General features: G+C 62.6%; 22 protein-coding genes. 3 read left to right on the plus strand and 19 right to left on the minus strand.

Annotated elements, in window-relative coordinates:
- Together F2P45_RS11035 and F2P45_RS11040 are read right to left on the minus strand one after the other, a co-directional pair.
- On the minus strand, positions 1–2107 hold a 2107-nt coding region (locus tag F2P45_RS11035), incomplete at its 3' end, for an FAD-binding protein (protein WP_166874180.1).
- Entirely contained in the window at positions 2073–2489 is a 417-nt protein-coding gene (locus F2P45_RS11040; RefSeq protein WP_166874183.1) for a hypothetical protein, read from the minus strand. The genes F2P45_RS11035 and F2P45_RS11040, both read right to left, overlap by 35 nt.
- Positions 2490–2583: 94 nt before the next feature.
- Between F2P45_RS11040 and F2P45_RS11045 the strand changes: the two genes are divergently transcribed.
- Positions 2584–2727, plus strand: coding sequence for a hypothetical protein (locus F2P45_RS11045; RefSeq protein WP_166874188.1), 144 nt, complete (start codon positions 2584–2586; stop codon positions 2725–2727).
- 456 nt (positions 2728–3183) lie between these two features.
- Here the strand turns inward: F2P45_RS11045 and F2P45_RS11050 are convergent, their stop codons facing one another.
- The 10 genes from F2P45_RS11050 to rpsP all read right to left on the minus strand — a co-directional run bounded on the left by F2P45_RS11050 (position 3184) and on the right by rpsP (position 12081).
- Positions 3184–3963, minus strand: a complete 780-nt coding sequence (locus F2P45_RS11050; RefSeq protein WP_166874191.1) for an SDR family oxidoreductase — start codon at positions 3961–3963, stop codon at positions 3184–3186.
- 99 nt (positions 3964–4062) lie between these two features.
- Entirely contained in the window at positions 4063–6768 is a 2706-nt protein-coding gene (locus F2P45_RS11055; protein WP_166874193.1) for a M16 family metallopeptidase, read from the minus strand.
- Between the two features lie 89 nt (positions 6769–6857).
- Positions 6858–7307, minus strand: coding sequence for a CBS domain-containing protein (locus tag F2P45_RS11060; RefSeq protein WP_166874196.1), 450 nt, complete (start codon positions 7305–7307; stop codon positions 6858–6860).
- A gap of 124 nt (positions 7308–7431) precedes the next feature.
- Positions 7432–7776 carry a DUF3579 domain-containing protein gene (locus F2P45_RS11065; RefSeq protein ID WP_166874199.1) on the minus strand — a complete coding sequence of 115 codons (345 nt, stop codon included), beginning with the start codon at positions 7774–7776 and terminating at the stop codon, positions 7432–7434.
- A 348-nt stretch (positions 7777–8124) separates the two neighbouring features.
- Entirely contained in the window at positions 8125–9102 is a 978-nt protein-coding gene (locus tag F2P45_RS11070; protein WP_166874202.1) for a CobD/CbiB family protein, read from the minus strand.
- Positions 9103–9248: 146 nt separating this feature from the next.
- The gene (locus tag F2P45_RS11075; RefSeq protein ID WP_166874205.1) at positions 9249–9914 is read right to left on the minus strand and encodes a CoA pyrophosphatase; all 666 of its coding nucleotides are present in this window, start codon (positions 9912–9914) and stop codon (positions 9249–9251) included.
- Positions 9915–9981: 67 nt separating this feature from the next.
- The gene (rplS, locus tag F2P45_RS11080) at positions 9982–10368 is read right to left on the minus strand and encodes a 50S ribosomal protein L19 (RefSeq protein ID WP_054266855.1); all 387 of its coding nucleotides are present in this window, start codon (positions 10366–10368) and stop codon (positions 9982–9984) included.
- 106 nt (positions 10369–10474) lie between these two features.
- Entirely contained in the window at positions 10475–11221 is a 747-nt protein-coding gene (gene trmD, locus F2P45_RS11085; protein ID WP_166874208.1) for a tRNA (guanosine(37)-N1)-methyltransferase TrmD, read from the minus strand.
- A 23-nt stretch (positions 11222–11244) separates the two neighbouring features.
- Positions 11245–11787, minus strand: coding sequence for a ribosome maturation factor RimM (gene rimM / locus F2P45_RS11090; RefSeq protein ID WP_187367162.1), 543 nt, complete (start codon positions 11785–11787; stop codon positions 11245–11247).
- Between the two features lie 36 nt (positions 11788–11823).
- Positions 11824–12081 (minus strand): 30S ribosomal protein S16, encoded by a 258-nt coding sequence (rpsP, locus tag F2P45_RS11095; RefSeq protein ID WP_099874747.1) that lies wholly within the window; start codon positions 12079–12081, stop codon positions 11824–11826.
- Positions 12082–12468: 387 nt separating this feature from the next.
- Here rpsP and F2P45_RS11100 point away from each other — a divergent pair, with 387 nt between their 5' ends.
- Complete coding sequence (locus tag F2P45_RS11100) at positions 12469–12885, plus strand: NINE protein (RefSeq protein ID WP_166874213.1); 417 nt, start codon at positions 12469–12471, stop codon at positions 12883–12885.
- Here F2P45_RS11100 and F2P45_RS11105 read toward each other — a convergent pair.
- A complete protein-coding gene (locus tag F2P45_RS11105; protein WP_166874216.1) occupies positions 12876–14897 on the minus strand; it encodes a hypothetical protein in 2022 nt (673 codons plus the stop codon). The genes F2P45_RS11100 and F2P45_RS11105 overlap by 10 nt on opposite strands.
- A gap of 172 nt (positions 14898–15069) precedes the next feature.
- Between F2P45_RS11105 and F2P45_RS11110 the strand changes: the two genes are divergently transcribed.
- The gene (locus F2P45_RS11110) at positions 15070–15519 is read left to right on the plus strand and encodes a glycine zipper 2TM domain-containing protein (RefSeq protein WP_187367163.1); all 450 of its coding nucleotides are present in this window, start codon (positions 15070–15072) and stop codon (positions 15517–15519) included.
- A 71-nt stretch (positions 15520–15590) separates the two neighbouring features.
- Here the strand turns inward: F2P45_RS11110 and F2P45_RS11115 are convergent, their stop codons facing one another.
- From F2P45_RS11115 to ugpQ, 6 genes are all read right to left on the minus strand, one after another.
- Positions 15591–17381, minus strand: a complete 1791-nt coding sequence (locus F2P45_RS11115) for an acyl-CoA dehydrogenase (RefSeq protein WP_166874219.1) — start codon at positions 17379–17381, stop codon at positions 15591–15593.
- Between the two features lie 108 nt (positions 17382–17489).
- Positions 17490–18422: an electron transfer flavoprotein subunit alpha/FixB family protein gene (locus tag F2P45_RS11120; RefSeq protein ID WP_166874222.1), complete on the minus strand. Its 933-nt coding sequence runs from the start codon at positions 18420–18422 to the stop codon at positions 17490–17492.
- Between the two features lie 40 nt (positions 18423–18462).
- The gene (locus tag F2P45_RS11125; protein WP_166874224.1) at positions 18463–19212 is read right to left on the minus strand and encodes an electron transfer flavoprotein subunit beta/FixA family protein; all 750 of its coding nucleotides are present in this window, start codon (positions 19210–19212) and stop codon (positions 18463–18465) included.
- Positions 19213–19417: 205 nt separating this feature from the next.
- Positions 19418–19645: a sulfurtransferase TusA family protein gene (locus tag F2P45_RS11130; protein WP_054268154.1), complete on the minus strand. Its 228-nt coding sequence runs from the start codon at positions 19643–19645 to the stop codon at positions 19418–19420.
- Between the two features lie 329 nt (positions 19646–19974).
- Positions 19975–22581, minus strand: a complete 2607-nt coding sequence (gene alaS / locus F2P45_RS11135) for an alanine--tRNA ligase (protein WP_166874227.1) — start codon at positions 22579–22581, stop codon at positions 19975–19977.
- 94 nt (positions 22582–22675) lie between these two features.
- The gene (gene ugpQ / locus F2P45_RS11140) at positions 22676–23428 is read right to left on the minus strand and encodes a glycerophosphodiester phosphodiesterase (protein ID WP_166874230.1); all 753 of its coding nucleotides are present in this window, start codon (positions 23426–23428) and stop codon (positions 22676–22678) included.
- Positions 23429–23612 lie beyond the last annotated feature (184 nt).

Here is a 23612-nt window from a genome sequence, read left to right on the forward strand (position 1 = left end):
GATGGGCCGCCAGCGACAGCGTCTTGGCCTTGTTGCCAGGGTTGGACAGCGCATGCCAGTCGGTCCACGGCGCCGAGACGCCGACGGCCGTCTGCTCGTTGTGCCAGATCTGTCCGTCGAGTCCCGTCATGGCCGCGTGCATGCGGCCGTCGGGATGAGCTATCAGTGCCAGCATCTTGGCCTTGTTGGCGGGCTTCGCGAGTTCATGCCAATCGGTCCATGGCGCCGAAACGCCGCTGGCCGTCTGCTCGTTGTGCCAGAGCTGGATGTTGGCGCCGGGCGCTTGCGACAGACCGCAGCGAATGGTGAAGGCGTTGTCGAAGGTGCCGAGCATGCCGCCGTTCGTGAGTTCCCAGCGAACCTGGCGCCACCTGTCCAGTTCGGGATAGGCCCTTGCCACGTCACCGACCTGGAGGTCGTCGAACATGCCCCAATGCTGGATGCCGCCGTGCGCCCTCCCCTCGGCTTCGAGCCGAGTCAGGAGCGGTTTCGTGCTCTTCAATGCCGCAGCTCCCGTGAACTCAACCATGCAGGTCCGGGTGGATGCATGCTGCGGCGACAGATAGGCCCGCGAGTGGCCAACGAATCGCAGCGAAAGCCAGCCACCCAACCCGAGTGCCTCGTTTTGGTAAGCGGTGTCGAGAAGCTCCAACGCTGCATCGACGAAGTCCAGGTACGCGTCGTTGTTGGCGTCGAACGCGAACTCCAGGCCGAGCCCGATAGCCGGGGGCGGTGGGGGAGAACACATGATGGTGTGAGCCCAGCCTTCCGTCGTACCGGCGTTGAGCGACTGGAACAGCGCCGCCTTGACAATGGCAGGATAGGTCTGGGGAGCCACATTGAGCAGCTCGATGGAAAGACCGGCCAGAATCCGAGTCAGATCCGCGGACAGTCCCCCGACAAATGGGCTGGTTTTCACGGACTCGGTACGCGTGGTCAGGAAGCAGGGGCGCGTGCCGTCGTCGTGCTTGAACTGGCTGACGACAACTTGCACGGCACGCTTGCCGACAAAAGCGGTGCCCGCCCGCAGTCTGGCCCGCATCGTGTCCCAGTTCAGATGTTCGCAGTTCGCGATCAGGTTGTACTGCGGCCTGACTTCGATGATCACGGAATAGATGATCCCCAGGGCCCCCATCGACACGAGCACGGAGTTGAACCAGGCATCGTCGTGACGGATGTTTTCCTTCGGGATGCTGAGCAGCGCCGAGAGACGGTCGCGATCGGTGATCCCGGCTGTGGGTTCGATCCAATATTGGATGCCTCCAGGGCCGACCAGGTGAATCGCCCGCACGATGTCGGGAAGCGGCCCCATCTCGAAGTCGGCCCCATGGACGCTGGTCGAGAGTGCACCGGCCAGGCTCTGTCCGCTTGAGCCGCCCAGCACCGGCATGGCCAAGTCTTTCCCATCAAGGAAGCGATTGAGGTCAACCAGCTTGATGCCGGCCTCTACGTGTACCAGATTGAGATGGGAGGCACTTGAAATGAGGATGGCGGGACTCGCTTCCAGCACGTCGGTCACGATACCGGCGAGCTGGTCGGTTTCCACGACATAGTCGGGTGTCATGGCAACGTCGGAGCCGGACCACTTGCTTCCTACCGCTCGAACGCAGCGTCCCTGCCGCTCGGCTTCCTTCACAATCGCTACGAGCTCGTCAAGGTGCTCCGGATAGCAGTGTCCCGCGACGGCGGTCCTGCGATTCTGGGACCAGTTTTTCAACTCTTCGTCGGTGACCTTTCCCATCGCCGGTTGTACGGTGTTGGTAGCCCAAACAGGCGCTCCATTGGGCAGGTAGATCACCGCGTTGCCATCATCCTGTATGACAAGCCAGGAATCGTTTTTTCCGCCCGTCCCGCTGTCCCAGACGTAGTTGCCTGTCGGCCCGTAGATGACCAGGTTGCCGTCGCCCTGCATGATGCATCTGCCGACCGGCTTGCGATTCGTCTGCGAATCCCACAGCCAATTTCTGCTTCCATCGGGACGGAATTTATACAGCACTAGGTTTCCATCACCTTGGTAGACGAAGGTGTAGCGGCCGTTGGAGGACAATAGGAACTCTTCTGCCTCAAGGAATTCATTCGGAAGCAGTCGATCTTGATGGATATGCATGTGACACCTCTGTATTTTTCAAATATGACCGTTTGACGGGTCGGGCGCGTTCCCGTATTGAGGTAAGCCTGTCAGAAACTATGTGCGTAGGGAATATCATTTCAGCAATTAAAATGACCGTGTATGCCACGCAAGAAAAAAACGACGGCTCGGTCAATCCCACTTTTCCAGAAATCCCATCAGAGTTGCTTGACCAGTTCGTGTAAGCGGTGAGCGCAACCTGCCTTGCGCGAATCGAGGCACTGAGGCGTATGATCTGATTCGCCAGAGCAGCCTTCATCCCCGTTGGCGCGGTCTGGAGTTCGGCCTGCAGATCGGCTCTTTCTTGCTGCAGTTCTTGAATCTCTTCAGCCAGCGCTTGGCATTGGGTAGGTATGGGCATGATTCATTTTTTTCCGTTTTGGGTGTGTGGGTTACTATCAATTTTCTCTACTCCTGCCAGGCCAAAAGGCAACATAGCCTGACCAGTCATCAATATGAAAATCTTCGTCTCCCGGGCCGAAGCAGAAATTTCCGATGACTACCCCACCGCTGTTGATATCGCTCACGTTTCTTCCGACATAAATCGTTGCTTTATTGGCGGTGGACAAAGAAAGCCGTTGCACCGGCGCTTCCTGTGAGGTTCAGGATAGGAGATCCGCACTGCTGACACCGTGTGAAAAATCAAGCGCCGATCGCATTGAAATACCGGTCGCAAGAGCCCCGGTGTCCGCCATCGGCCCTCGGAATGCGGATCACATCGCCAAGGTGCGCTACTGGCCGCGCAGCATGAATTGATCGACCAACGTAAGCGGTAAGCCGACGGCGTTATTGGGGTGACTGGCGTTTCGGACCGCAGCGATTTGCCGGCGGGGACATCGTAGATGACGTCGCGGCGCTGCTGCCATGGAATAAGAAGGACTTGCGAGTACGCGCCGCGACTATCCACGGCGGATCAGCAACCAAGGGCATTTTCTTGTAATGAAAATCGCCTGCGCGTGCGCAGGCGTCGGGCCGTGCACGTGCAGCACCGTTTGGAATACGAAGCGCTGCACGTCGTCGTTGGTTCCACCGATGGCCGAACCAACGCAATTTGTCTAAATCGCCGTCAAGCCGCCATCGACCGCCAGCTGATGCCCGGTCACGAAGGAACTCTGCTCGGAACACAGCCACATCGCCGCATTCGCAATCTCGACCGGCTCGGCGAAGCGGCCCATCGGATGCACGTTGCGCAGCTTTTTCTCGCGCAGCGGTTCGCGTTCCAGCGCGCGGCCCATCATCGGCGTATTGACCACGCCCGGGCACACGCTGTTGATGCGAATCCCCTCGCGCGCATACTCGGCCGCGGCGGTCTTGGTCATGCCCACCACCGCGTGCTTGCTGGCCGCGTAGATCGGCTGCGTCGGCGCGCCCACCAGACCTGCCACCGACGCCGTGTTCACGATCGACCCGCTGCCCTGCTTGAGCATCTGGCGAATCTCGTACTTCATGCACAGCCAGGTGCCTTTGACATTGACGTTCATGATGCGGTCGAACAGCGCCTCGTCGGCTTCCGCCAGCGGCTGGTGCTCTTCCTCGATGCCCGCATTGTTGAACGCGCAATCGAGCTTGCCGTAATACGCCACCGTCTTGTCAACCAGCGCTTCGACTTCCGAGGCGCGCGTCACGTTGCACTGCACGAACAGCGCCTTGCCGCCATTTTCGACGATCATCGCCGCCGTCGCATGGCCGCCGTCGACCGACGTATCGGCCACCACCACGCACGCTCCGGCACGCCCGAACGCCACTGCGGCGGCGCGTCCGATACCGCCCGCCGCGCCCGTCACGAGAACAACCTTGCCCTCGAACGAGGTGTCCTTCTGCTTCTCCCTGGCCATGATCCAACATCTCCGTATATTCTACAGAGGAAGCAAATGCTTCCTCGAAGCAACAGAATACCGTAAACGTTGCTATCCCGCCAGCAAGTATTCTTTTCCCTACTTCCTGGGCTTGGCTTTTTCCTGGTCGCCCGCTATGACGACGCTCAGCGCGGCCGGATCGATCGCCTTGCGGAAGGCGGCATTTAGTTGCTCCAATGATACAGCCGCCAGTTTCTGCTCGAAGCGCTCGCTCCATTCGAAGGTTTTGCCGAGGTACAGCAGCGCGGTCCAGCCGCTTGCCAGGACGCTGTCTTCGGCGCGGTTTTGCGCGCGCTGTTGCAGCAGGCCCGATTTGGCCGCCGCCAGTTCGCCGGCGGTAAACCCCTTGGTCACGGCGCGCGCCAGTTCTTCGCGCATCGCCACATCGAGCCTGGCCAGGTTCTGCGGCGCGGCGATGGCGCTCATCGTCAGGCTACCGGCGCGGTCAAGGTCGCCCGCGCCCAGTTGCGAGCCGCCGCCATAGGACAGGCCGTCTTTCTGGCGGATGCGGTTCATCAGGCGCGATTCCAGGCCGCCGTCCCCAAAAATGTAATTGGCCAGCATCAGCGCCGGATAGTCCGGATCGTCGACCTGCAGGTCGAGGTTCAGGCGCGCCATGACCACGCCGTTTTCCTTGTCGGCCAGGTTGATGGTTTTCTTCAGGGGCGCGACCGGGGCGTTGGTGCGCAGGACCGGCGCGTAGCTGGCGCGGCTCTGCCACTTGCCGAACAATTCGTCGACCAGCGGCGCAACGGGCGCGGCGTCGAAGTCGCCCACGATCGCCAGTTCGCCGTGCGAGGCGCCGTAGAAGTCACGGTAGTACGCCTTCACATCTTCCAGCCGCACCGCCTTGACCTCGGCGATCTGCTCGTCGAGCGTGCGGGTGGCGCGCACGTCGCCTTTCGGATAATGGTCGAAGTGTTCGCCCAGGGTGCGCGCGGCCACCGATTGCGGCTCGCTGCGGCCCGACTCCAGGCTCACCAGCCATTGCTGGCGCAGCTGCTCGAATTCGGCTTCCGGGAAGGTCGGTTCCTTAAGCACGTGGGCCATCAGGCGCAGCGCTTCGTTCAGGTTGGTGCGCGTGGTTTCGAACTCCATCAGGCCACCGCTGATCTTCAGTTTGTCGAAGGCGTCCGACAACTGCTCGCGCGTGTATTTGGTGGTGCCGCGCGTGAGCATGGCGCCGGTCATGGCCGGCAGCATGCCTTTGCCGAACAGGCTTTTCTGGTCGCCCCAATGCAGGTTCAGGTCGACCGAGACGGCTTCGCCGCGGTTCTTTTTCGGCAGCAGCGCCAGCTTCATGCCGCCCACGCTGGCCAGGGTGGTGCGTTTCATGATGTTGGCCTGGCTCGGGTCGAAGTCTTCCGACTTCTGGCTGGCCGCTTTCGACTTGAAGTCTTTCATCACGCTGGCCAGGGTCGGCGCGGGTGGAATCTCGGCGCGGCGCGGGGCGTCGTCGGGCAGGAAGTGGCCGGTGACCCGGTTGTCGCGGCGCAGGTAACGCCCCGCCGCCGCGGCCACGTCGGCCGGGGTCATGGTAGCGATGCGTTCGCGCCCGACGAAGAACAGGCGCCAGTCGCCCAGCGCGATCACTTCGGACAAGGCCACGCCGACCTGCTGCGGGTCGTTCAGGCTTTTGTCGATGCTGTTGGTGTAGTTGCGCCGCACGCGCTCGATCTCGGCCTCGGTGGGCGGAGTCTTCACAAAGTCTTCGACGGCGGCCGTGAGGGCGTCGCGCACCGGTTCGATCGGGTCGCCCTTCTTCACCACGGCGCCGAAGTACAGCATACCGGGCGCGTAGCCGGTTTCGGCGTAGGCGAAGACGTCGCTGGCCTTGCCGCTTTCGACCAGCTGCTTGTGCAGGCGCCCGGTGGTGGCCGCGCCCAGCACTTCGGAGGCGAAACTCAAGGCGTCGCTGTCGTCGTGCAGGGCGGCCGGCACCTTGTAGCCGACCGCGATCATCTGCACGTCGCCCTGGCGCCGCACGGTAAAACTGCGCTCGCCGTCCTGGGTCGGCTCCACCGTCCAGAACTGCGGCAAGGCGCGTTTGGGCTTGGGGATGGCGCCGAAGCTTTGCGCGATCCAGCCCAGCGCGCGGGCCGGGTCGAATTTGCCGGCCACCAGCAGCACCGCGTTATCGGGCTGGTACCAGGTGCGGTAGAACGCTTGCAGGTTCTCGATCCTGACGTTCTCGATGTCGCTGCGGTTGCCGATGGTCGAACGGCCGTAGCTGTGCCAGTCGTAGCCGAGGCTCTGCATGCGCTTCATCAGCACGTCGGCGGGCGAATTCTCGCCGCTTTCGTACTCGTTGCGCACCACCGTCATTTCGGAGTCGAGGTCTTTTTTGGCGATGTAGGAATGAACCATGCGGTCCGCTTCCATTTGCAGCGCCCATTTCAGGTTGTCGTCGCCGGCCTGGAACACTTCGTAGTAATTGGTGCGATCGAGCGCCGTGGTGCCGTTGAACTGCATGCCGCGCTGCGAGAACTGCTGCGCGATGTTGCGGTTGTTGGGCGCGCCCTTGAACATCAGGTGTTCGAGCAGGTGGGCCATGCCGGTTTCGCCGTAGTTCTCGTGGCGCGAGCCGACCAGGTAGGTCACGTTGACGGTGACGGTGGGCTTGGACGAGTCGGGAAACAGCAGCACCTTCAGGCCGTTCGGAAGGCGGTACTCGGTGATGCCTTCGACGGAAGGGCCCTGCACCACGCCTTTCGGCAAAGGCAGGGCGAGCGCGGCGCCCGTAACAAGGTAAGCGGCGGCGCAGATCCAGCGAATGTGATTCATGAGGTCTTTTTAGAGTGGACACGGTTTGCCGTGGCCACGCGGACCCCGGCGCGAGCCATCATACCAGAGCCCGGCTAGCGGCTTCGCGACTACTGGCGCGCGCGTTTCTCGTGGGATTGCTGGTGCGAGCTGATACGCGACAGTTCGCCCATTTCCTCGGCCAGGAATTCGAGCAGGTCGTCGACGCTGACGATGCCGGTCAGCCCGCCGGCGTTGTTGACCACAGGAACACGCCGGATGCCGCGGGAACGCATGCGGTCGATCGTTTCGTAGACGTCGTCGTCTTCCGACGCGGTCAGGAGGTCGGCGCTCATGATGTCGCCGACCAGCAGGCTGGCTGGATCGAGACCGAGCGCGATGACGGAGACCACGATGTCGCGGTCGGTGAGGATGCCAACCGGAATGCGTTCTTCGTTTGTTTGTTCGATGACAACGAGGTCGCCGACGTGATGCTTACGCATCAACAAGGCTGCGGCCTGGACCGTTTCGTCGCCCTTGCAGTAGATGGTTTGGACAGTGCAGATTTCGCCTATGCGCATTGTTTTCTCCCGAGCGTCTCAGCGCTTGTGATGGGCGCGCACACAGATGGGCGCGCAAAAGACTTAAGCTAACGCGCTCTTTCTGTCGCCGGTTTGATCTTCCTCAAAACAGCTGTGATGCTTTTCAGTTTTTAGGCTCGCCCGGTTCGGGCAGGATGCAGGCGTCGATGATCTGGAGATCATTGTCCTTGGCGAAATTGAGGACGAAGTGGTAGGCCAGCGGTTCGAGTTTCTGGAGGTCGTTGTTGACCACCACCGCCTTGACGCCGTCGAGCATGGTCGGGCGCACATAGGGCGAGAACTGGAGGTGCGCATTACGGCCGCCCGAGCCTTCGGGACGAAAGCAGGACATGACGCCGCACAGCCGCTCGGCCCAGTCGCTGGGGCGGAACTGCCTGCCATTGCTGGTAAGGCCAAGAATGAAAAACTCGTCGGCGAGTTTTTTCTTGCTTTCGGATAACTCGGCCATAGGGCGGGTCGTGGGAACAAGAAGATGCGTGGAGACGAAGGCGCAAGCGCCGGGCCAGTGAATCAGGTGCTGCTGTGCAACGTGAGTATTATATCTTATAGAAGAGTTGAGCTTGCAGAATGATGCGGTCCGGATGGACGAGGCGCTCACTGATACCGTCGTCTCCGCCCCCCTCGTCGTTCCCGCGCAGGCGGGAATCCATAGCACGCATGATTCGCGACGAAATGGTTGTGCAAGTGGTACCCATCGGTGCTATGGGTTCCCGCCTGCGCGGGAAGTCATTTCTGCCAATGGCAGGAATGGCGGTTTTAAGTTGAGCGACCAGAAGAGAACAGTCAGGAAACGCCCTTACGTCGCCACCTGCCCAATATTAGCCAAACCCACCGCCCCCGACAACAGCAACAGCAGCAGCATCCATAAAAGCAACGCCCGCCACACCAATCCGACCGTGCTTTGCAGGGCCCTGGCGTTCGGTTCTTCGCCCGGCATGACTTCCACTTCGCTGTAGGTGCTGTCCACGGTGGCCGCGTCCGGCGGCAAGACCTTGGACGCATTCTCGTTCGGCGTGCCCAGGCGCACGCCCATGGCACCGCCGCCGGCCGACAAAATGATCCCGCGCGCTTCATCGCTCCAGCGATGGGCGAAATTGCGCCATGCATAAATGGCATCTTCAAAATTGCCCACCACCGCGAACGCCACCGCCGTCAGGCGCACCGGCAGCCAGTCGATCCAGTAAAACGCGCGCGCGGCGAACTGGCCGAAGGCTTCATTGCGCATGTGATCCGGCTCGTTCCAGGCGCGCGCCAGGTATTCCGACACGCGGTACATCACCGCGCCGGCCGGCCCGATGATCAAAAACCAGAAAAACACCCCGAATACATTGCGGTGCGTGGTCACCAGCGATTTTTCCACGGCGATGCGGGCCACTTCCGACGCTTCCATGCCGACCGTGTCGATCCGCGCCCACTCCGCCAGCAGCGCGCGGGCGCCGGCTTCGTCGCCCGCGCTCAGCGCGCCCTGGATCGAACTGAAATAGTGGCTGTAATGACGGAAACCGAGGGTCAGGTACACAATCAGCACATTCCACGCAAAGGCGATGAAGACCAGCTGGTAGTTGTACAGCAGCCAGGAAATCAGGGCCGTCGGGCCCACCAGCAGCAGGATGACCAGCACCCAGCCCATGCGTCCGTTGCTGGCGTCGCCCGCGTTGAACCAGCCCTCCATGCGCATCGCAAAACTCTTGATCTCCGCATATATCAGATTGTCTGCCCGCAGCGGCTTGAGCTGTTCGATCAGCAGCGCGCAGAGAATGGAGAGAAATGTCATCGAACGTCCTTTTGTACTTTTTGAAATGAAGCAGCAGAGCAATTCATCAATGCCCGCTACGATAGCGCAGAGCACCGATTCAATCAAACATATTGGCGATCCGACCGGGTGGCGATCCGACCGGCTGGCGATCCGACCGGGACGGCTCAGGCACGCAGGAAGTGAAACAGATTGCGCAGCATGCCGGCGGTGGCGCCCCAGATAAAGAAGCGATCATACGGCATGGCGTAGAAGCTGCGCTGTCCCGCCCCTTCGGGCAGCTCCAGCGAAAGGCGCTGGTGGTTCATGCCGTCCATCAGGAATTGCAGCGGCACTTCGAAGATTTCGGCCACTTCGTTGGCGTCGGCGGCCAGCTCGAACGGCGGCGCGATCAGGCCCACCACCGGCGTGACCCGGTAGCCGGTCCCGGTAATATAGTCGGGCAAGGTGCCGATCACGTCCACATGGCGGCGCTGCAGGCCGATTTCTTCTTCGCTCTCGCGCAGCGCGGTGGCAATCGCCGAGGCGTCGTAGCTCTCGGCGCGCCCGCCCGGAAAGCTGATCTGCCCGGCATGCGCCGACAGGTGCGCCGTGCGTACGGTCAGCAACATGGTCAGCCCGCCCTCGCGCTGCACCAGCGGCAACAACACCGACGCCGGCATCATTTCCGCGCGCGCAGCCCAGGATTCGCCCGGCGGCTCCGGCTGCCAGTCGGGCGGACTGGCGAAACGCCGGCGCAGCCAGTCGGGCGTGAGGCGCTCGGGGTCGAGCGCCGCTTCGCCACCGAGGGCTTCGACGGGCAATTTTTCTGGATCGAAAATAATCTTGGGCAAGGGTATTGTCCTTCAAAACGAAAAAAGGCATCCGGATAGGATGCCTTTTTTGCAACGCAGATGCCGATTACTTGGCAGCGGCTGGAGTTGCAGCGCGACGGTTTGGCAGTTTTTCTTTGATACGTGCCGATTTACCCGAACGCTCACGCAGGTAGTACAGCTTGGCGCGGCGAACATCACCACGACGCTTGACTTCGATCGATGCGATCAGCGGGGAATACAGCTGGAACGTACGCTCGACGCCTTCGCCGGACGAGATCTTGCGAACGATGAAGTTCGAGTTCAGGCCACGGTTACGACGGGAGATCACGACGCCTTCGTATGCCTGGGCGCGCTTGCGGGTGCCTTCGACTACGTTGACGTTGACGATAACGGTATCGCCAGGTGCGAAATCAGGAATAGTCTTGCCCAGACGGGCAATTTCTTCTTGCTCAAGTTGCTGAATCAAATTCATTTTTAGGACTCCGATAACCATCTTGCTGGCGCTGCATTCGCCCAGTAGAGGATGGGGTTACTGATGCGGGCGACATTGCCTGCACAGTGGTACTGCAATAGCAGATTTACAAACCTGCAAGAAACTTTTCATCGGCCTTGCTCAGCAGTCCGGCGCTGCGCGCGCGAACCAGCAGATCGGGCCGTTTCTTCGCGGTGGCGTCGAGCATGCGCTCGCGCCGCCACTTGATGATCTCGGCATGGTTGCCGCCCATCAGGACCGGCGGCACCGCCACGCCTTCGTACATATCGGGACGGGTGTAATGGGGCGAATCGAGCAGGCCGTTGACGAAACTGTCTTCGAGCGCCGAGGCGTCGTCGTTCAGTACGCCCGGCAACTGCCGCACCACCGCATCCATCAGCGCCATCGCCGGCAGTTCGCCACCCGACAGCACAAAGTCGCCGAGGCTGATTTCCTCGTCCACGCAGCGGTCGAGCAAGCGCTGGTCGACCGCTTCGTAGCGTCCGCACAGCACGATCAAGCCCGCTTCGTCCTTCAGATCCATCACCCGCTCGTGCGTCAGCGCCCTGCCCTGCGGCGACATGAACACCACGCGCGGAATCGGCAGATCGAGCATCACCTGGCGCTGCTTGGCGGCGCCGATGGCGGCCTCAAGCGGCTTGGCCAGCATCACCATGCCCGGTCCGCCGCCATACGGGCGGTCGTCGACGGTACGGTGGTTATCGGTCGTGAAATCGCGCGGATTCCAGGTCGACAGGCCCCAGCGTTTCTGCTCGAACGCGCGGCGGGTCACACCCGACTGCGTCAGCGCGGCAAACATCTCGGGAAACAAGGTCACGACATCAAATTGCATGGCGCTCTCGCCTTGTTGCGGTCTTAATAGTCCAGACCCCAGTCCACCGTGATGGTCTTGCTTGCCTGGTCAACTGTTATAACGAACTGGTCCACAAACGGAATCAGGCGCTCGGGCGCCTTTGCATCGTTCGCGGTACCCGACGCGGCCTGCGGCAGCGGCGTGATGCGCAAAATCGATTGCGCGCCGTTATGCATCATGTCGGACACCAGCCCCAAGGCCTCGCCTTGCAGGTTCACTACATTCAGCCCGATCAGATCGGACCAATAAAATTCATCGGCCGGCAGTTGCGGGAATTGGCTGCGCGGGATGGAAACAGCGGCGCCTTTCAGCGCCTCCGCGGCATCCCGCCCGAGCGTACCTGCCAACTGGGCCACGACGTCGCCGCCGTGCATTTTCGCAGTCCGTACGGAGACGGATTGCAGGCTGGGTTTATCCAGCCACCAGGTTTTCACGCTCAGCAACCCATCCGCGTCGGTGGAAAACGGGGTGACCCGAATCGAACCGGTGACGCCAAAAGCGCCGGACACGTACCCGACTTGCGTCAGATCGTCGGGGATTTGCACCCCGGATGCTGCTGGACCGCTCAAACCCGGACCTGCTTAGGCTGCTGCTGGAGCTGCTGGCTGGCTGTTCACCAGACGCGCAACGGTTGGCGACAATTGTGCGCCAACGCCTTGCCAGTAAGCCAGACGATCTGCGGTGATACGCAGGCCGACTTCGCCACCAGCTGCCATCGGGTTGTAAAAACCGATGCGCTCGATGAAGCGGCCGTCGCGGCGATTGCGCGAGTCCGTTGCAACGATGTTGAAGAACGGGCGCTTCTTGGCGCCTCCACGAGCTAAACGAATAACGACCATAATAATTCCAAAAAGTTGTGCTGGGCGGAAAAAGCCGACAATTATAGCGCGCAATGCCGCGCAGCAGCAAGCGTTAATGACAACAGGGCGCGCACTTCGGGGCGAATTGAAGATTATCGCCTATTTTGGGGTGAACCGCCAACTGCATCGTGGGCGACTGTGTCGATTGCTGTGTGTATTGCCCGGGACTTCAGCGCCGTCTCCCCCGCGAAGGCGGGGGTCCATACCATCTTTGAGCATAGGTGCCATGGCCCCCCCGCCTTCGCGGGGGAGACGGCTAAATGGCGGGGGAGACGGCGTCGAGATTGTTATAGCCACGGCAAACGCCGTGCGTTCCTCTCGGAATTGACCGATACTGCCTGCTTTCCCGCTTCCCTCACCCGCCTCATGTCCACATCGCACAAAAACAAAGCCTTCGCCAGTTTCCTCGCCGTGATCCTCGGCTGCCTCGGCGCGCACCGCTTCTACCTGCGCGGCAGCCTCGACAAACTCGGCCTGCTGCACCTGGCCAGCCTGCCCGTAGCCGGCCTGGTGTACGGCCTGGCGCCCGACGCCAACTGGTTTTTCCAGATCCTGCCGCTGGTGCTCTCGGCCATCGTCGGCTTCATCGAGGCGCTGGTAATCGGCCTGATGCCCGACGAAAAATTCGACGCCGCCTTCAACGCCGCTTCAGGCCGCCAGTCGAGATCGACCTGGGTACTGGCACTGTTGTTGGTTTGCACAATGCTGGTGGCGGCCTCGATGGGCATCGCCACCCTGGCCCGCCTGTTCGACCTGCTGTACACCGGCGGCTCTTACGGCTGACGCAGGTCCGGCGTCATCTTGCCGTGCCGTTCGCGCGGCTTGATGTCGCCTTTCAGGCGCGCGGCGCGTTCGTCAGCCGATTCGACCCGCAGCGCGGAGCGCTTGGCCATGCTCGATGGATTGAGCACCAGGTTCGCTTCCCAGGTCGCGCCCGGCGTCATCATGACGGGCGCCGGCAGGCGGTCCACGGCGCTGGTGTCGATCCACGGCGCAATGCGCTGCAGCACCAGCTTGATCCGCGGCTTGATGGCCGCCTCGCCAATGCGCCCGCGCTGGCCCCAGCCGATGATCAGTTCGCTGCCGGTGGTCTGGTTGGCATAGGCCACGTCGTAGAGCACGTTATGACGGTAACTCATCATGAATTCCTCGAACAGCATCGCCAGGTCCTCGCGCGAGCTGTCGGTCTTGTTGATCGAGTAAGCATAGTCGTCCGATGCGCGGTCGGCGCCGAAGAAACTGCCGACCTCGGCAGCCGTGTAGGACTTCTGCACGACCGTGGCCGTCTCGCCCTGGTACAGCACCCGCCCCATGCCCAGCATCTCGGCCGACTGCAGCGGGTACTGCGCCGCCAGCGCGTCGGACGGCAGCGTGCGGCTGCCGACGCGCTCGGAGATATTTTCCCAGATCGAACGCTGCGGATTGATGGCGCGGTTGACCGACGGCAGGAAGTCGTTGGCGTGCGCCAGCTCGTGATACAGCAGGCGGCCCAGGAAGAACATCAGGTCGTCGGTGGTGCGCGTCACGCGCGTCGTCGATGAATAGCTGCGCCGCGCGTAGTCGTTGTTTTTCACCGAACGGCCCAGCGGAATGAAGTTCAGTTCGTCGTCGAAGGCGGAACGGTAGTCGGGCACCTCGGTGACCACGTCGCGCTGCTCGGCGGTCAGCCACAGGTTGTTGGCGTCGAGGTAGATCGCCCCGGTGCCGGCGCTGTAGAAACTCGGCCGCACGTGCGAGCCGATGACGATGGTCGACACGCTCGCCAGCAGGCGGCGGAAGTCGCTGTCCGGGTCCTGGGTCAGCAGGAACTGCTCGAAATTGGCACCCAAGAAGTCGTGCGACACCAGCACCCGGCCCATGATCTGGGCCACGCTCGGCACCACGCCCACGCCCGCTTCGGTCTGCAGCGGCGGCAACTCCTGCGCGCGGCACAGCGTGTTGTTCGACGAGGTGTCGTAGTACACCTTGACGTCGTACGCACATTTGGCCAGGACGCCGGCGTAGGCGCCGGCCTGGCGGTACGCATGCACGCGCGCGGTGGGGCTGTCGAACAGGGTGTCGGCGTTGCCCGGCGCCTGCTGGTCGAGGCTGATCAAGACCTCGTCGCTGTCCTGCACGCCGCTGCTGGTGGTCATGGTGGCGCGAAAACGCAGCGCCACGTCGGTGCTCGATGGCGGCGCCGTGAACATCAGCAGCTGGCGGTTGGCGGTATCCATGGTCACGGTTGGGCCGCCGACCTGGGTCCAGACGATGCTGGCGATGGTGTCGTCGCCGATCAGGGTCGGCCAGGCGCGCACCGAGGTTTGCACCTCGGGACGCACGGAGTGGTCGGCGCGCAGGTTGATGAAGCTGCCCGCCGGCGCGTCGCTCACGGTGACCTCGGTCGAGAGCGACAGGCGCGAGCCGTCGGCCAGGATGACGTCGGCGCGCAGGACGATCACACCCTTCTCGCGCGTTTCGAACGACACGGTCGGGGTGCGCGCCGCCTGCAGCGTGACCGCCGGGCCGCTGACCTGGCTCCAGCTCACATCGGCCAGCGGCCCGCCGCACGAGAGCACGCTGGCGCCGCCGGCCTTGCCGGCTGCGACCGTTTTGTCGGCCACGATGTAGGCCTTGCAGCCATCGGGCCTGACATCGCCCGGTGTCGGTGTCGGCGTGGGAGTGGGCGTGGGCGTCGGGGTGTCGCCCTTGCCCGGGACGCTGCTCGGATTGCCGCCGCCGCCGCCGCAGGCGGCAAACAGGGTGGCGATGGCCAGGGCTGCGGGCAGGCGCACTGCGTATTGATGAATGTTCAAGATAGGTCCTGTTGGATGAGGCAAGGGTGGGATGTAACTACCGTGCGTCGATTATAAACAGATGGGTGCGGACGAAGCACATCCTTGCCTCGAATAATTGCAGTCTCCCAACTGATCTACAATGCGGCATGCAGCGCGTTGGCGGGCACGATAAATCAATCAGGAGAAGACGATGATGAAATGGAATGTGACACTGGCGCTGGCACTGGCGCTGGGCAGCGTGATGGGAGCGGCACAAGCCTCGTCCGGACATGGGCGCGGCGGCGATCGCCATGATGCGCGCGCCGTGTGCCGCGATTGCGGCAAGGTGACGGCGGTACGCAGCGCGCGCCAGAATGGCAAGGCCAATGCGCTGGGCGTGGTTGGCGGCGGCGCCGTGGGCGGGCTGCTGGGCAACCAGGTCGGCAGCGGTTCGGGACGCACGGTCGCCACCTTGGCCGGTGCGATCGGTGGTGCGTATGCGGGCAAGAAGATCCAGGAACGCGCCAATGCGCGCACGGTGTGGACGGTGGATGTCCAGTACGACAACGGCCAGCGCCGCTCGTTCAAGTTCGACAACCAGCCGGGGATGCAGCGTGGGGACCGCGTGCGCAATGCGGGCAATTCGATTCGCCGCGCATAAAATGCGGCACTAACGGCCAGAGCGTCGTTCCCGCGCCTTGCTGCGGGAACGACGGCCTGGTGGTGCTTAGCCTAGAACTGATCTTCCGTCAGCGCCAGCACCCCTGCACTACCTTCCACAATCGCCGTACGCAATCCCGACGCCTGCGTCAGGATATGGTCGGCAAAGAAGCGCGCCGTGGCGATCTTGGCCTTGTAGAAGCTGGCATCGCCAGCGCCGCCGTCGATCTTCGCCTGCGCCACCAGCGCCGCGCGCGCCATCACCCAGCCACCGAGCACGATGCCGGCCAGCTTCAGATACAGCACGCTGCCCGAAAACACGCCCTTGATGTCGGTCTTCATGTTCCCGGTGACGTACTCCACCACCGCTTCCAGCGCCACGCTGCCGTCGGCCAGGGCGCGATGGATCGCCTTGAAGTCCGCGCCCTGCTGCGCCGCCAGCAGCGCCTCGGTTTCGCGCACCTGGCCGATGATCGACTTGGCCACCGCGCCGCCATCGCGCACCGTCTTGCGGCCCACCAGGTCGTTGGCCTGGATCGCGGTCGTGCCTTCGTAGATGGTCAGGATCTTGGCGTCGCGGTAGTGCTGCGCCGCGCCGGTTTCTTCGATGAAGCCCATGCCGCCGTGAACCTGCACGCCGTCGCGCGTGACGTCCTGCGACATCTCGGTCGACCAGCCTTTGATGATCGGCACCAGGTACTCGTAGACCGCCAGGTTGGACGCGCGCACGGCGGCGTCTTCGTGGTGGTGGGCGACATCGCTGATGCCCGCGCCCACATACGCCAGCGCGCGTGCCGCCTCGACCTGCGAACGCATCGACATCAGCATGCGGCGCACGTCAGGGTGGTGAATGATCGATACCGGGCCGGCCGAACCGGCCAGGTCGCGCGACTGCACGCGGTCCTTGGCGAAGGCCACGGCCTGCTGGTACGAACGCTCGGCCAGGCCGATGCCCTGCAAGCCCACGCCGAAGCGCGCCGCGTTCATCATGATGAACATGTATTCGAGGCCGCGGTTCTCTTCGCCGACCAGGGTGCCGATGGCGCCGCCGTTGTCGCCGAACTGCAGCACGGCGGTGGGGCTGGCCTTGATGCCGAGCTTGTGCTCGATCGAGACGCAGTGCGCGTCGTTGCGCGCGCCCAGCGAGCCGTCGGCGTTGACCAGGAACTTCGGCACGATGAACAGCGAAATGCCCTTCACGCCCGCAGGCGCGTCCGGCGTGCGCGCCAGCACCAGGTGGACGATGTTCTCGGTCAGGTCGTGCTCACCGTAGGTGATGAATATCTTGGTGCCGAACACCTTGTAGGTGCCGTCGCCCTGCGGCTCGGCGCGCGTGCGCACGGCGGCCAGGTCCGACCCGGCCTGGGGCTCGGTCAGATTCATGGTGCCAGTCCATTTTCCCGACACCAGCGGCTCCAGATAGCGTGCCTTCTGCTCGTCGGAACCTGCCGTCAGCAGCGCTTCGATCGCGCCGTCCGACAGCAGGGCCACCAGCGCGAACGAGATGCTCGACGCGTTGAGCATTTCGATGCACGGCGTGGCCACCAGCTTGGGCAAGCCCTGGCCGCCGAAATCGACCGGATGCTGCACACCCTGCCAGCCGGCTTCCGCAAAGCCCTTGAAGGCCTCTTTGAAGCCCTTGGAGGTGCTCACCTGGCCGTCGTGCCAGAAGCTCGGATCCTTGTCGCTGGCGTAGTTCAATGGCGCGACAACGTTGGCGCAGAATTTCGCGTTTTCTTCGAGGACTGCTTCGACCGTGTCGGCGGTGGCGTCTTCGCAACCGGGCAGCGTGTTGACGGCGGACAGTCCGGCCAGTTCGTTCATCACGAACAGCATGTCTTTCAGCGGGGCTTTGTAAGTCACCTTGATCTCCTAAAATTGCGCTTCCAATGGACGTGTAGGGTGGGCACAGGGTTCCCGTGCCCACCCTACAGGTGTTTGCTGCAGATGCTTTTCGGTAGCCGACGCGTCTTAGCCGAGTTGCTTGACCAGGTCAGGCACGACCTCGAACAGGTCGCCCACGATGCCGTAGTCGGCCACCGAGAAGATCGGCGCTTCCGGATCTTTATTGATCGCGACGATGGTCTTCGAATCCTTCATGCCGGCCAAATGCTGGATGGCGCCGGAGATGCCGACCGCGATGTACAGCGACGGCGCGACGATCTTGCCGGTCTGGCCAACCTGCCAGTCGTTCGGCACGAAGCCGGCGTCGACCGCTGCGCGCGAAGCGCCCATGGCGGCACCCAGCTTGTCGGCCAGCGGCTCGAGGATCTTGAAGTTGTCGCCCGAGCCCATGCCGCGGCCGCCGGAAACGATGATTTTCGCGGCGGTCAGTTCAGGACGATCCGACTTGGCCAGTTCGCGGCCGACAAAGCTCGACTTGCCCGAATCGGCAACCGCGCCAATGGCTTCGGTGGCGGCCGAGCCGCCTTCGGCCGCGGCCGAATCGAAACCGGTGGTGCGCACGGTGATGACCTTGATCTTGTCCGACGACTGCACGGTGGCGATCGCGTTACCGGCGTAGATAGGACGCTCGAAGGTGTCCGGCGAATCGACCTTGGTGATCTCGGAGATCTGCGCCACGTCCAGCTTGGCGGCCACGCGCGGCAGGATGTTCTTGCCGTAGGCGGTTGCCGGCGCGAGGATGTGCGAATACGATTGCGCCAGGCCCAGGACCTGCTCGGCCACGTTTTCGGCCAGGCCGTCGGCGTGGTGCGGGGCGTCGGCGACCAGCACTTTGGTCACGCCGGCGATGGCTGCCGCTTGCGCCGCTGCGCCGCCGCAGTTGCTGCCGGCAACGAGGATATGCACTTCGCCGCCGCAGGCAATCGCAGCGGTGACGGTGTGGTGGGTGCTTCCCTTGAGGGAGGCGTTGTCGTGTTCAGCAATGACTAATGCGACCATGATTTTTCCTGTATTTTTAGGTGAGACGGCCAGGCCGCGATCAGATAACTTTGGCTTCGGTGCGCAGCTTGGCGACCAGCGTCGCTGCATCCGGCACCTTGATGCCGGCCGAACGCTTGGCTGGCTCGACGACTTTCAGGGTCTTCAGGCGCGGGGCGATATCGACGCCCAGCTCTTCCGGCTTGACCACATCGAGCGGCTTTTTCTTGGCCTTCATGATGTTCGGCAGCGTGACGTAGCGCGGCTCGTTCAGGCGCAGGTCGGTCGTGACGATCGCCGGCAAGGTGAGCGCCAGGGTTTCCAGGCCGCCGTCGACTTCGCGGGTGACGGTGACTTTGCCGTCTTCCAGCACGACTTTCGAGGCGAACGTCGCTTGTGGCCACCCCAGCAGGGCGGCCAGCATCTGGCCGGTCTGGTTCGAGTCGTCATCGATGGCTTGCTTGCCCAGGATGATCAGCTGCGGCTGCTCCTTGTCGGCCAGCGCCTTGAGCAGCTTGGCCACGGCCAGCGGTTCGAGGTCGGCGCTCGTTTCGACCAGGATGCCGCGGTCGGCGCCAATGGCCATGCCGGTGCGCAGGGTTTCCTGGCACTGGGTCACGCCGCAGGACACAGCCACCACTTCGGTGACCTTGCCGGCTTCTTTCAGGCGCATCGCTTCTTCCAGCGCGATCTCGTCGAAAGGATTCATCGACATTTTGACATTGGCGATATCGACGCCGCTGCCGTCGGATTTCACGCGCACTTTGACGTTGTAGTCGACCACGCGTTTGACGGGAACCAGGACTTTCATAGGGGTGCCTTTGGAAGAATAAATAGGGTGACTTGACTAAAGTGGCCTAGATTATAAGAGAAAAACCGTTTTCCCGCCAAATTAAAGCACGATCGTGCGATTTTTAGCTAGAGGAAAACACCTAATCATCGGGCTTTGTCATGAAGTCGGGAAAAAGTCGAAGACAATTCGCGGGGCGTGCTGATGCGTCGCCCCGTCCGGGATCTTATTTGCGGCGCATCAAAAAGATGAATTCGCGGCCGTTCTGGGTGTGGGAAACGAGTGCATTGCCGGTCTGCTTGGCAAAGGCCTGGAAGTCGCGCACGGAGCCGGTATCGGTGGCGACGATGCGCAGCACTTCCCCGGTTTCCATTTCCGCGAGTGCCTTCTTGGCCTTCAGGATCGGCAGTGGGCAATTGAGTCCCCGCGCGTCGAGTTCCTTCTGGTATTCCATGATCTCGCTGTCGAAAGTTGTATCGCTCATCGCTTGCTCTTAGGGTGGATTGGACTACTCACCCAACAAATATACTCCAAATCCGCAAATTTGACGCACCGCACCAATATTAAAAGTACTTGTTGCATGGTCACAACGACAATAACGGTGCTGCAATGATAATTGTAAGCTGCGTGTAAGAAACGTCTGAAGTGAAGTTGCCAGTCGGTACGGGCCGTACTGTGACGTATGGTTAGCTACGCCGCCGGCGCGCATCTACCGTCGGCAGACGCGTCCCTCGTCTCCCCCGCCTTCGCGGGGGAGACGGAGCTTAATGTAGCAGCTAACGCTTACACGCGTTCGGCCACCCACGCCGTCACGCCGGCCAGGGCCGCATCGAGGCCGCTCGGATCGGTGCCGCCGGCACGCGCCATGTCCGGCTTGCCACCGCCCTTGCCGCCCACTTGCTGCGCGACGAAGTTGACCAGCTCGCCAGCCTTGACTTTGGCAATCGCATCGGCCGTCACGCCGGCAACCAGGGCCACTTTGCCATCGGCCACGCTGGCCAGCACGATGGCGGCCGTCTTGAGCTTGTCCTTCATCTTGTCCACGGCCTCGCCCAGGCGCGCCGCATCGGCGCCGTCGAGCACCGCTGCGACGACCTTGATGCCGTTCACGTCGACCGCCTGGGTCACCAGTTCATCGACCTGCTTGGCAGCCAGTTTCGACTTCAATGCGGCCAGTTCTTTTTCCAGCGACTTGACCTGATCCTGCACCTGGCCGATGCGGCTGGTCAGTTCGTCCGGCGTGGTTTTCAGCGCGCCGGCCGCTTCCTGCACGCGGCGGTTGAGCGACTGCACCAGCGCCAGCGCACCTTCGCCGGTCACCGCTTCGACGCGGCGGATGCCGGCGGCGACACCGCCTTCGCCGATGATCTTGAAAAGACCGATGTCGCCGGTGCGGCCCACGTGGACGCCGCCGCACAGTTCTTTGGACGAGCCGATATCGAGCACGCGCACTTCGTCGCCGTACTTCTCGCCGAACAGCGCCATGGCGCCATGCTTGACGGCGTCATCAAAACTCATGGTATGCGCGGCGGTGGCGTGGTTTTCCAGGATCTCGCGGTTGACGATCACTTCGACCTGGGCGATCTGATCCTGCGTCAGCGGCGCGTTGTGCGAGAAGTCGAAACGGGTGCGGTCCGGATCGACCACCGAGCCTTTTTGCGCCACATGGTCGCCCAGCACTTCGCGCAGCGCCTTGTGCATCAGGTGCGTTGCCGAGTGATTGCGGATGGTGCGCGCGCGCTTGGCTTCATCGACATTGGCGTCGACCGCATCGCCCACTTTCAGCACGCCCGTCTTGAGCACGCCGTGGTGGCCGAACACGTCGGCCTGCACCTTGAGGGTGTCGTCCACCGAGAAGGTGGCGCTGGCGGACGTGAGCACGCCCTGGTCGCCCACCTGGCCGCCCGATTCGGCGTAGAACGGCGTGGTGTCGAGCACCACGATGCCGCTCTGGCCGGCGGCCAGTTCCTGCACCGCGCCGCCGTCGGTGTACAGGGCCACCACGCGGCTGGCGTGCGCCAGGCTGTCGTAGCCGACGAATTTGTTTTTCTCGCCGGCGTATTCGACGTTTTTCTGCTTGACGCCAGTGCCGCCGCCGCCGATTTCCTTGTCGCGCTTCATGGCTTCGTGGAAGCCGGCTTCGTCGAACTCGATATTGCGCTCGCGGCAGATGTCGGCGGTCAGGTCGAGCGGGAAGCCATAGGTGCCGTACAACAGGAAGGCGGTGGCGCCATCGAGTTTGCCCGGGTTCTTGGCCAACTGCGCTTCCAGCACTTTCATGCCGTTTTCGAGCGTCCTGCCGAAATTGACTTCTTCGGCTTCGATCATGTCGGCGACGCGCTTCTTGACCGCGGCCAGCTCCGGATAGGCCGCGCCCATCTCGATGTTCAGGTCTTGCACCAGCTTGAAGAAGAACGGCTTGGTCTGGCCCAGCTTGTGGCCGTGGCGCAGCGCGCGGCGGATGATGCGGCGCAGGACGTAGGCACGCCCTTCGCTGCCCGGAATGACGCCGTCGACGATCATGAAGGCCGAGGCGCGGATGTGGTCCGCGATCACGCGCAGCGACTTGTTTTCGAGATCAAGGGCGCCGGTTTCGCGCGCGGCGGCGCGGATCAATGCCTGGAACAGGTCGATCTCATAGTTCGAGTGCACATGCTGCAGCACGGCGGCGAGGCGCTCCATGCCCATGCCGGTGTCGACGCAGGGCTTGGGCAGCTTGTGCATGACGCCCGCTTCGTCGCGGTTGAACTGCATGAACACCAGGTTCCAGATTTCGATGAAGCGGTCGCCGTCTTCGTCGGGCGAGCCTGGCGGGCCGCCGGGAATATCGGCGCCGTGGTCGTAGAAGATCTCGGTGCACGGGCCGCACGGGCCGGTGTCTGCCATCTGCCAGAAATTGTCCGACGCGTAGCGCGCGCCCTTGTTGTCGCCGATGCGGATGATGCGCTCTTTCGGCACGCCCACTTCGTTGGCCCAGATGTCGTAGGCTTCGTCGTCTTCCATGTAGACGGTGACGGTCAGCTTTTCGGACGGCAGGCCGTACACCTTGGTCAGCAGCTCCCACGCGTAGTTGATGGCGTCGCGCTTGAAGTAGTCGCCGAAGCTGAAGTTACCCAGCATTTCGAAGAAGGTGTGGTGACGCGCGGTGTAGCCGACGTTTTCCAGGTCGTTATGCTTGCCGCCGGCGCGCACGCAGCGCTGCACCGACGTGGCGCGGGTGTATGGACGGCTGTCGGTGCCGGTAAACACATCCTTGAACTGCACCATGCCGCTGTTGGTCAGCATCAGGGTCGGATCGTTGCCCGGTACGAGTGAGCTCGAACGGACAATCGTATGGCCTTTGGATTCGAAGAACTTCAGGAATTTGTCGCGGATTTCGGATGATTTCATGTCGTATGGGCGCAAGAAGGCAGCATGCTATAAAAAAACGATTATAGCGTATGGGACTGGAGTAAACACCGGGTGGGACCGCGCCGGGGGCGTGTTACGCGAAATCGGCCCCGATCAGATCGATGCGGTCGGTGCAGAAGGCATCCACGCCCCACCCCAGGATCTCGCGCGCGCGCACCGGGTCGTTGACGGTGTAGCAAAACAGGCCGTAGCCGGCGGCCGTGACCTGCTGCGCCAGCGCCTGGTCCAGGTGCTTGTGGTTGGTGTGGATCGCCACCGCCCGCAGCACGCGGGCCTGTTCTTGCCAGCCCTGCTCCAGGCGGTCGAGCAGCAAGGCGCGCGGCAGGTCGGGCGCCGCCTGCATGGCGGCGCCCAGCGCGAGCGGGCTGAAGGACGACAGCAAGGGGATCCGGCGCGGGTCGTCGCGGGCGATTTCCAGCCCGAAGAGGGCGCGCGTGAGATTGGCGACCACCCTGCCCGTTTCCTCCTCGAAACCAGGCGCCGGCTTGATCTCGATATTCATCCAGATGCCGTGGTCCTTGCAGAACTGGACGACCTGGGTGAACAGCGGCACCGTTTCGCCCTTGAACTGCGTGCTGAACCAGTTGCCGGCGTCCATGGTGACCAGTTCGGCCGCGTCGTAATCGAACACATTGCCGGAGCCGGCGATGGTGCGCCCCAGGTAAGGGTCGTGCATGACGACAGGCACGCCGTCGCGCGCCAGCATTACATCGAACTCGACCGCGCGGAAGCCGTGCGCGAAGCCGCAGCGCAGGCCGGCGATGGTGTTTTCGGGCGCGAGCTTGCCGCCGCCGCGATGGGCCAGGAATTTAGGGTAGTTCCACATAGGCGAAGCGTAGCATATTCTCCAGGTCAGACTGAGCTTTGTTCTCCTCGGTGCTAATCTTACTGTGTCATAAGTTATATCGAGCCACATTGCAGCAGGGGCATCGTTGAAGTCGTTTCACGATTGCAGACATGATGAGTGTGCGCAATGACGTAATTGATTCAGGTACGTGGCGCTGTGTCCG

Source organism: Massilia mucilaginosa (genome assembly GCF_011682145.1).
Classification (GTDB): Bacteria; Pseudomonadota; Gammaproteobacteria; order Burkholderiales; family Burkholderiaceae_D; genus Telluria_A; species Telluria_A mucilaginosa.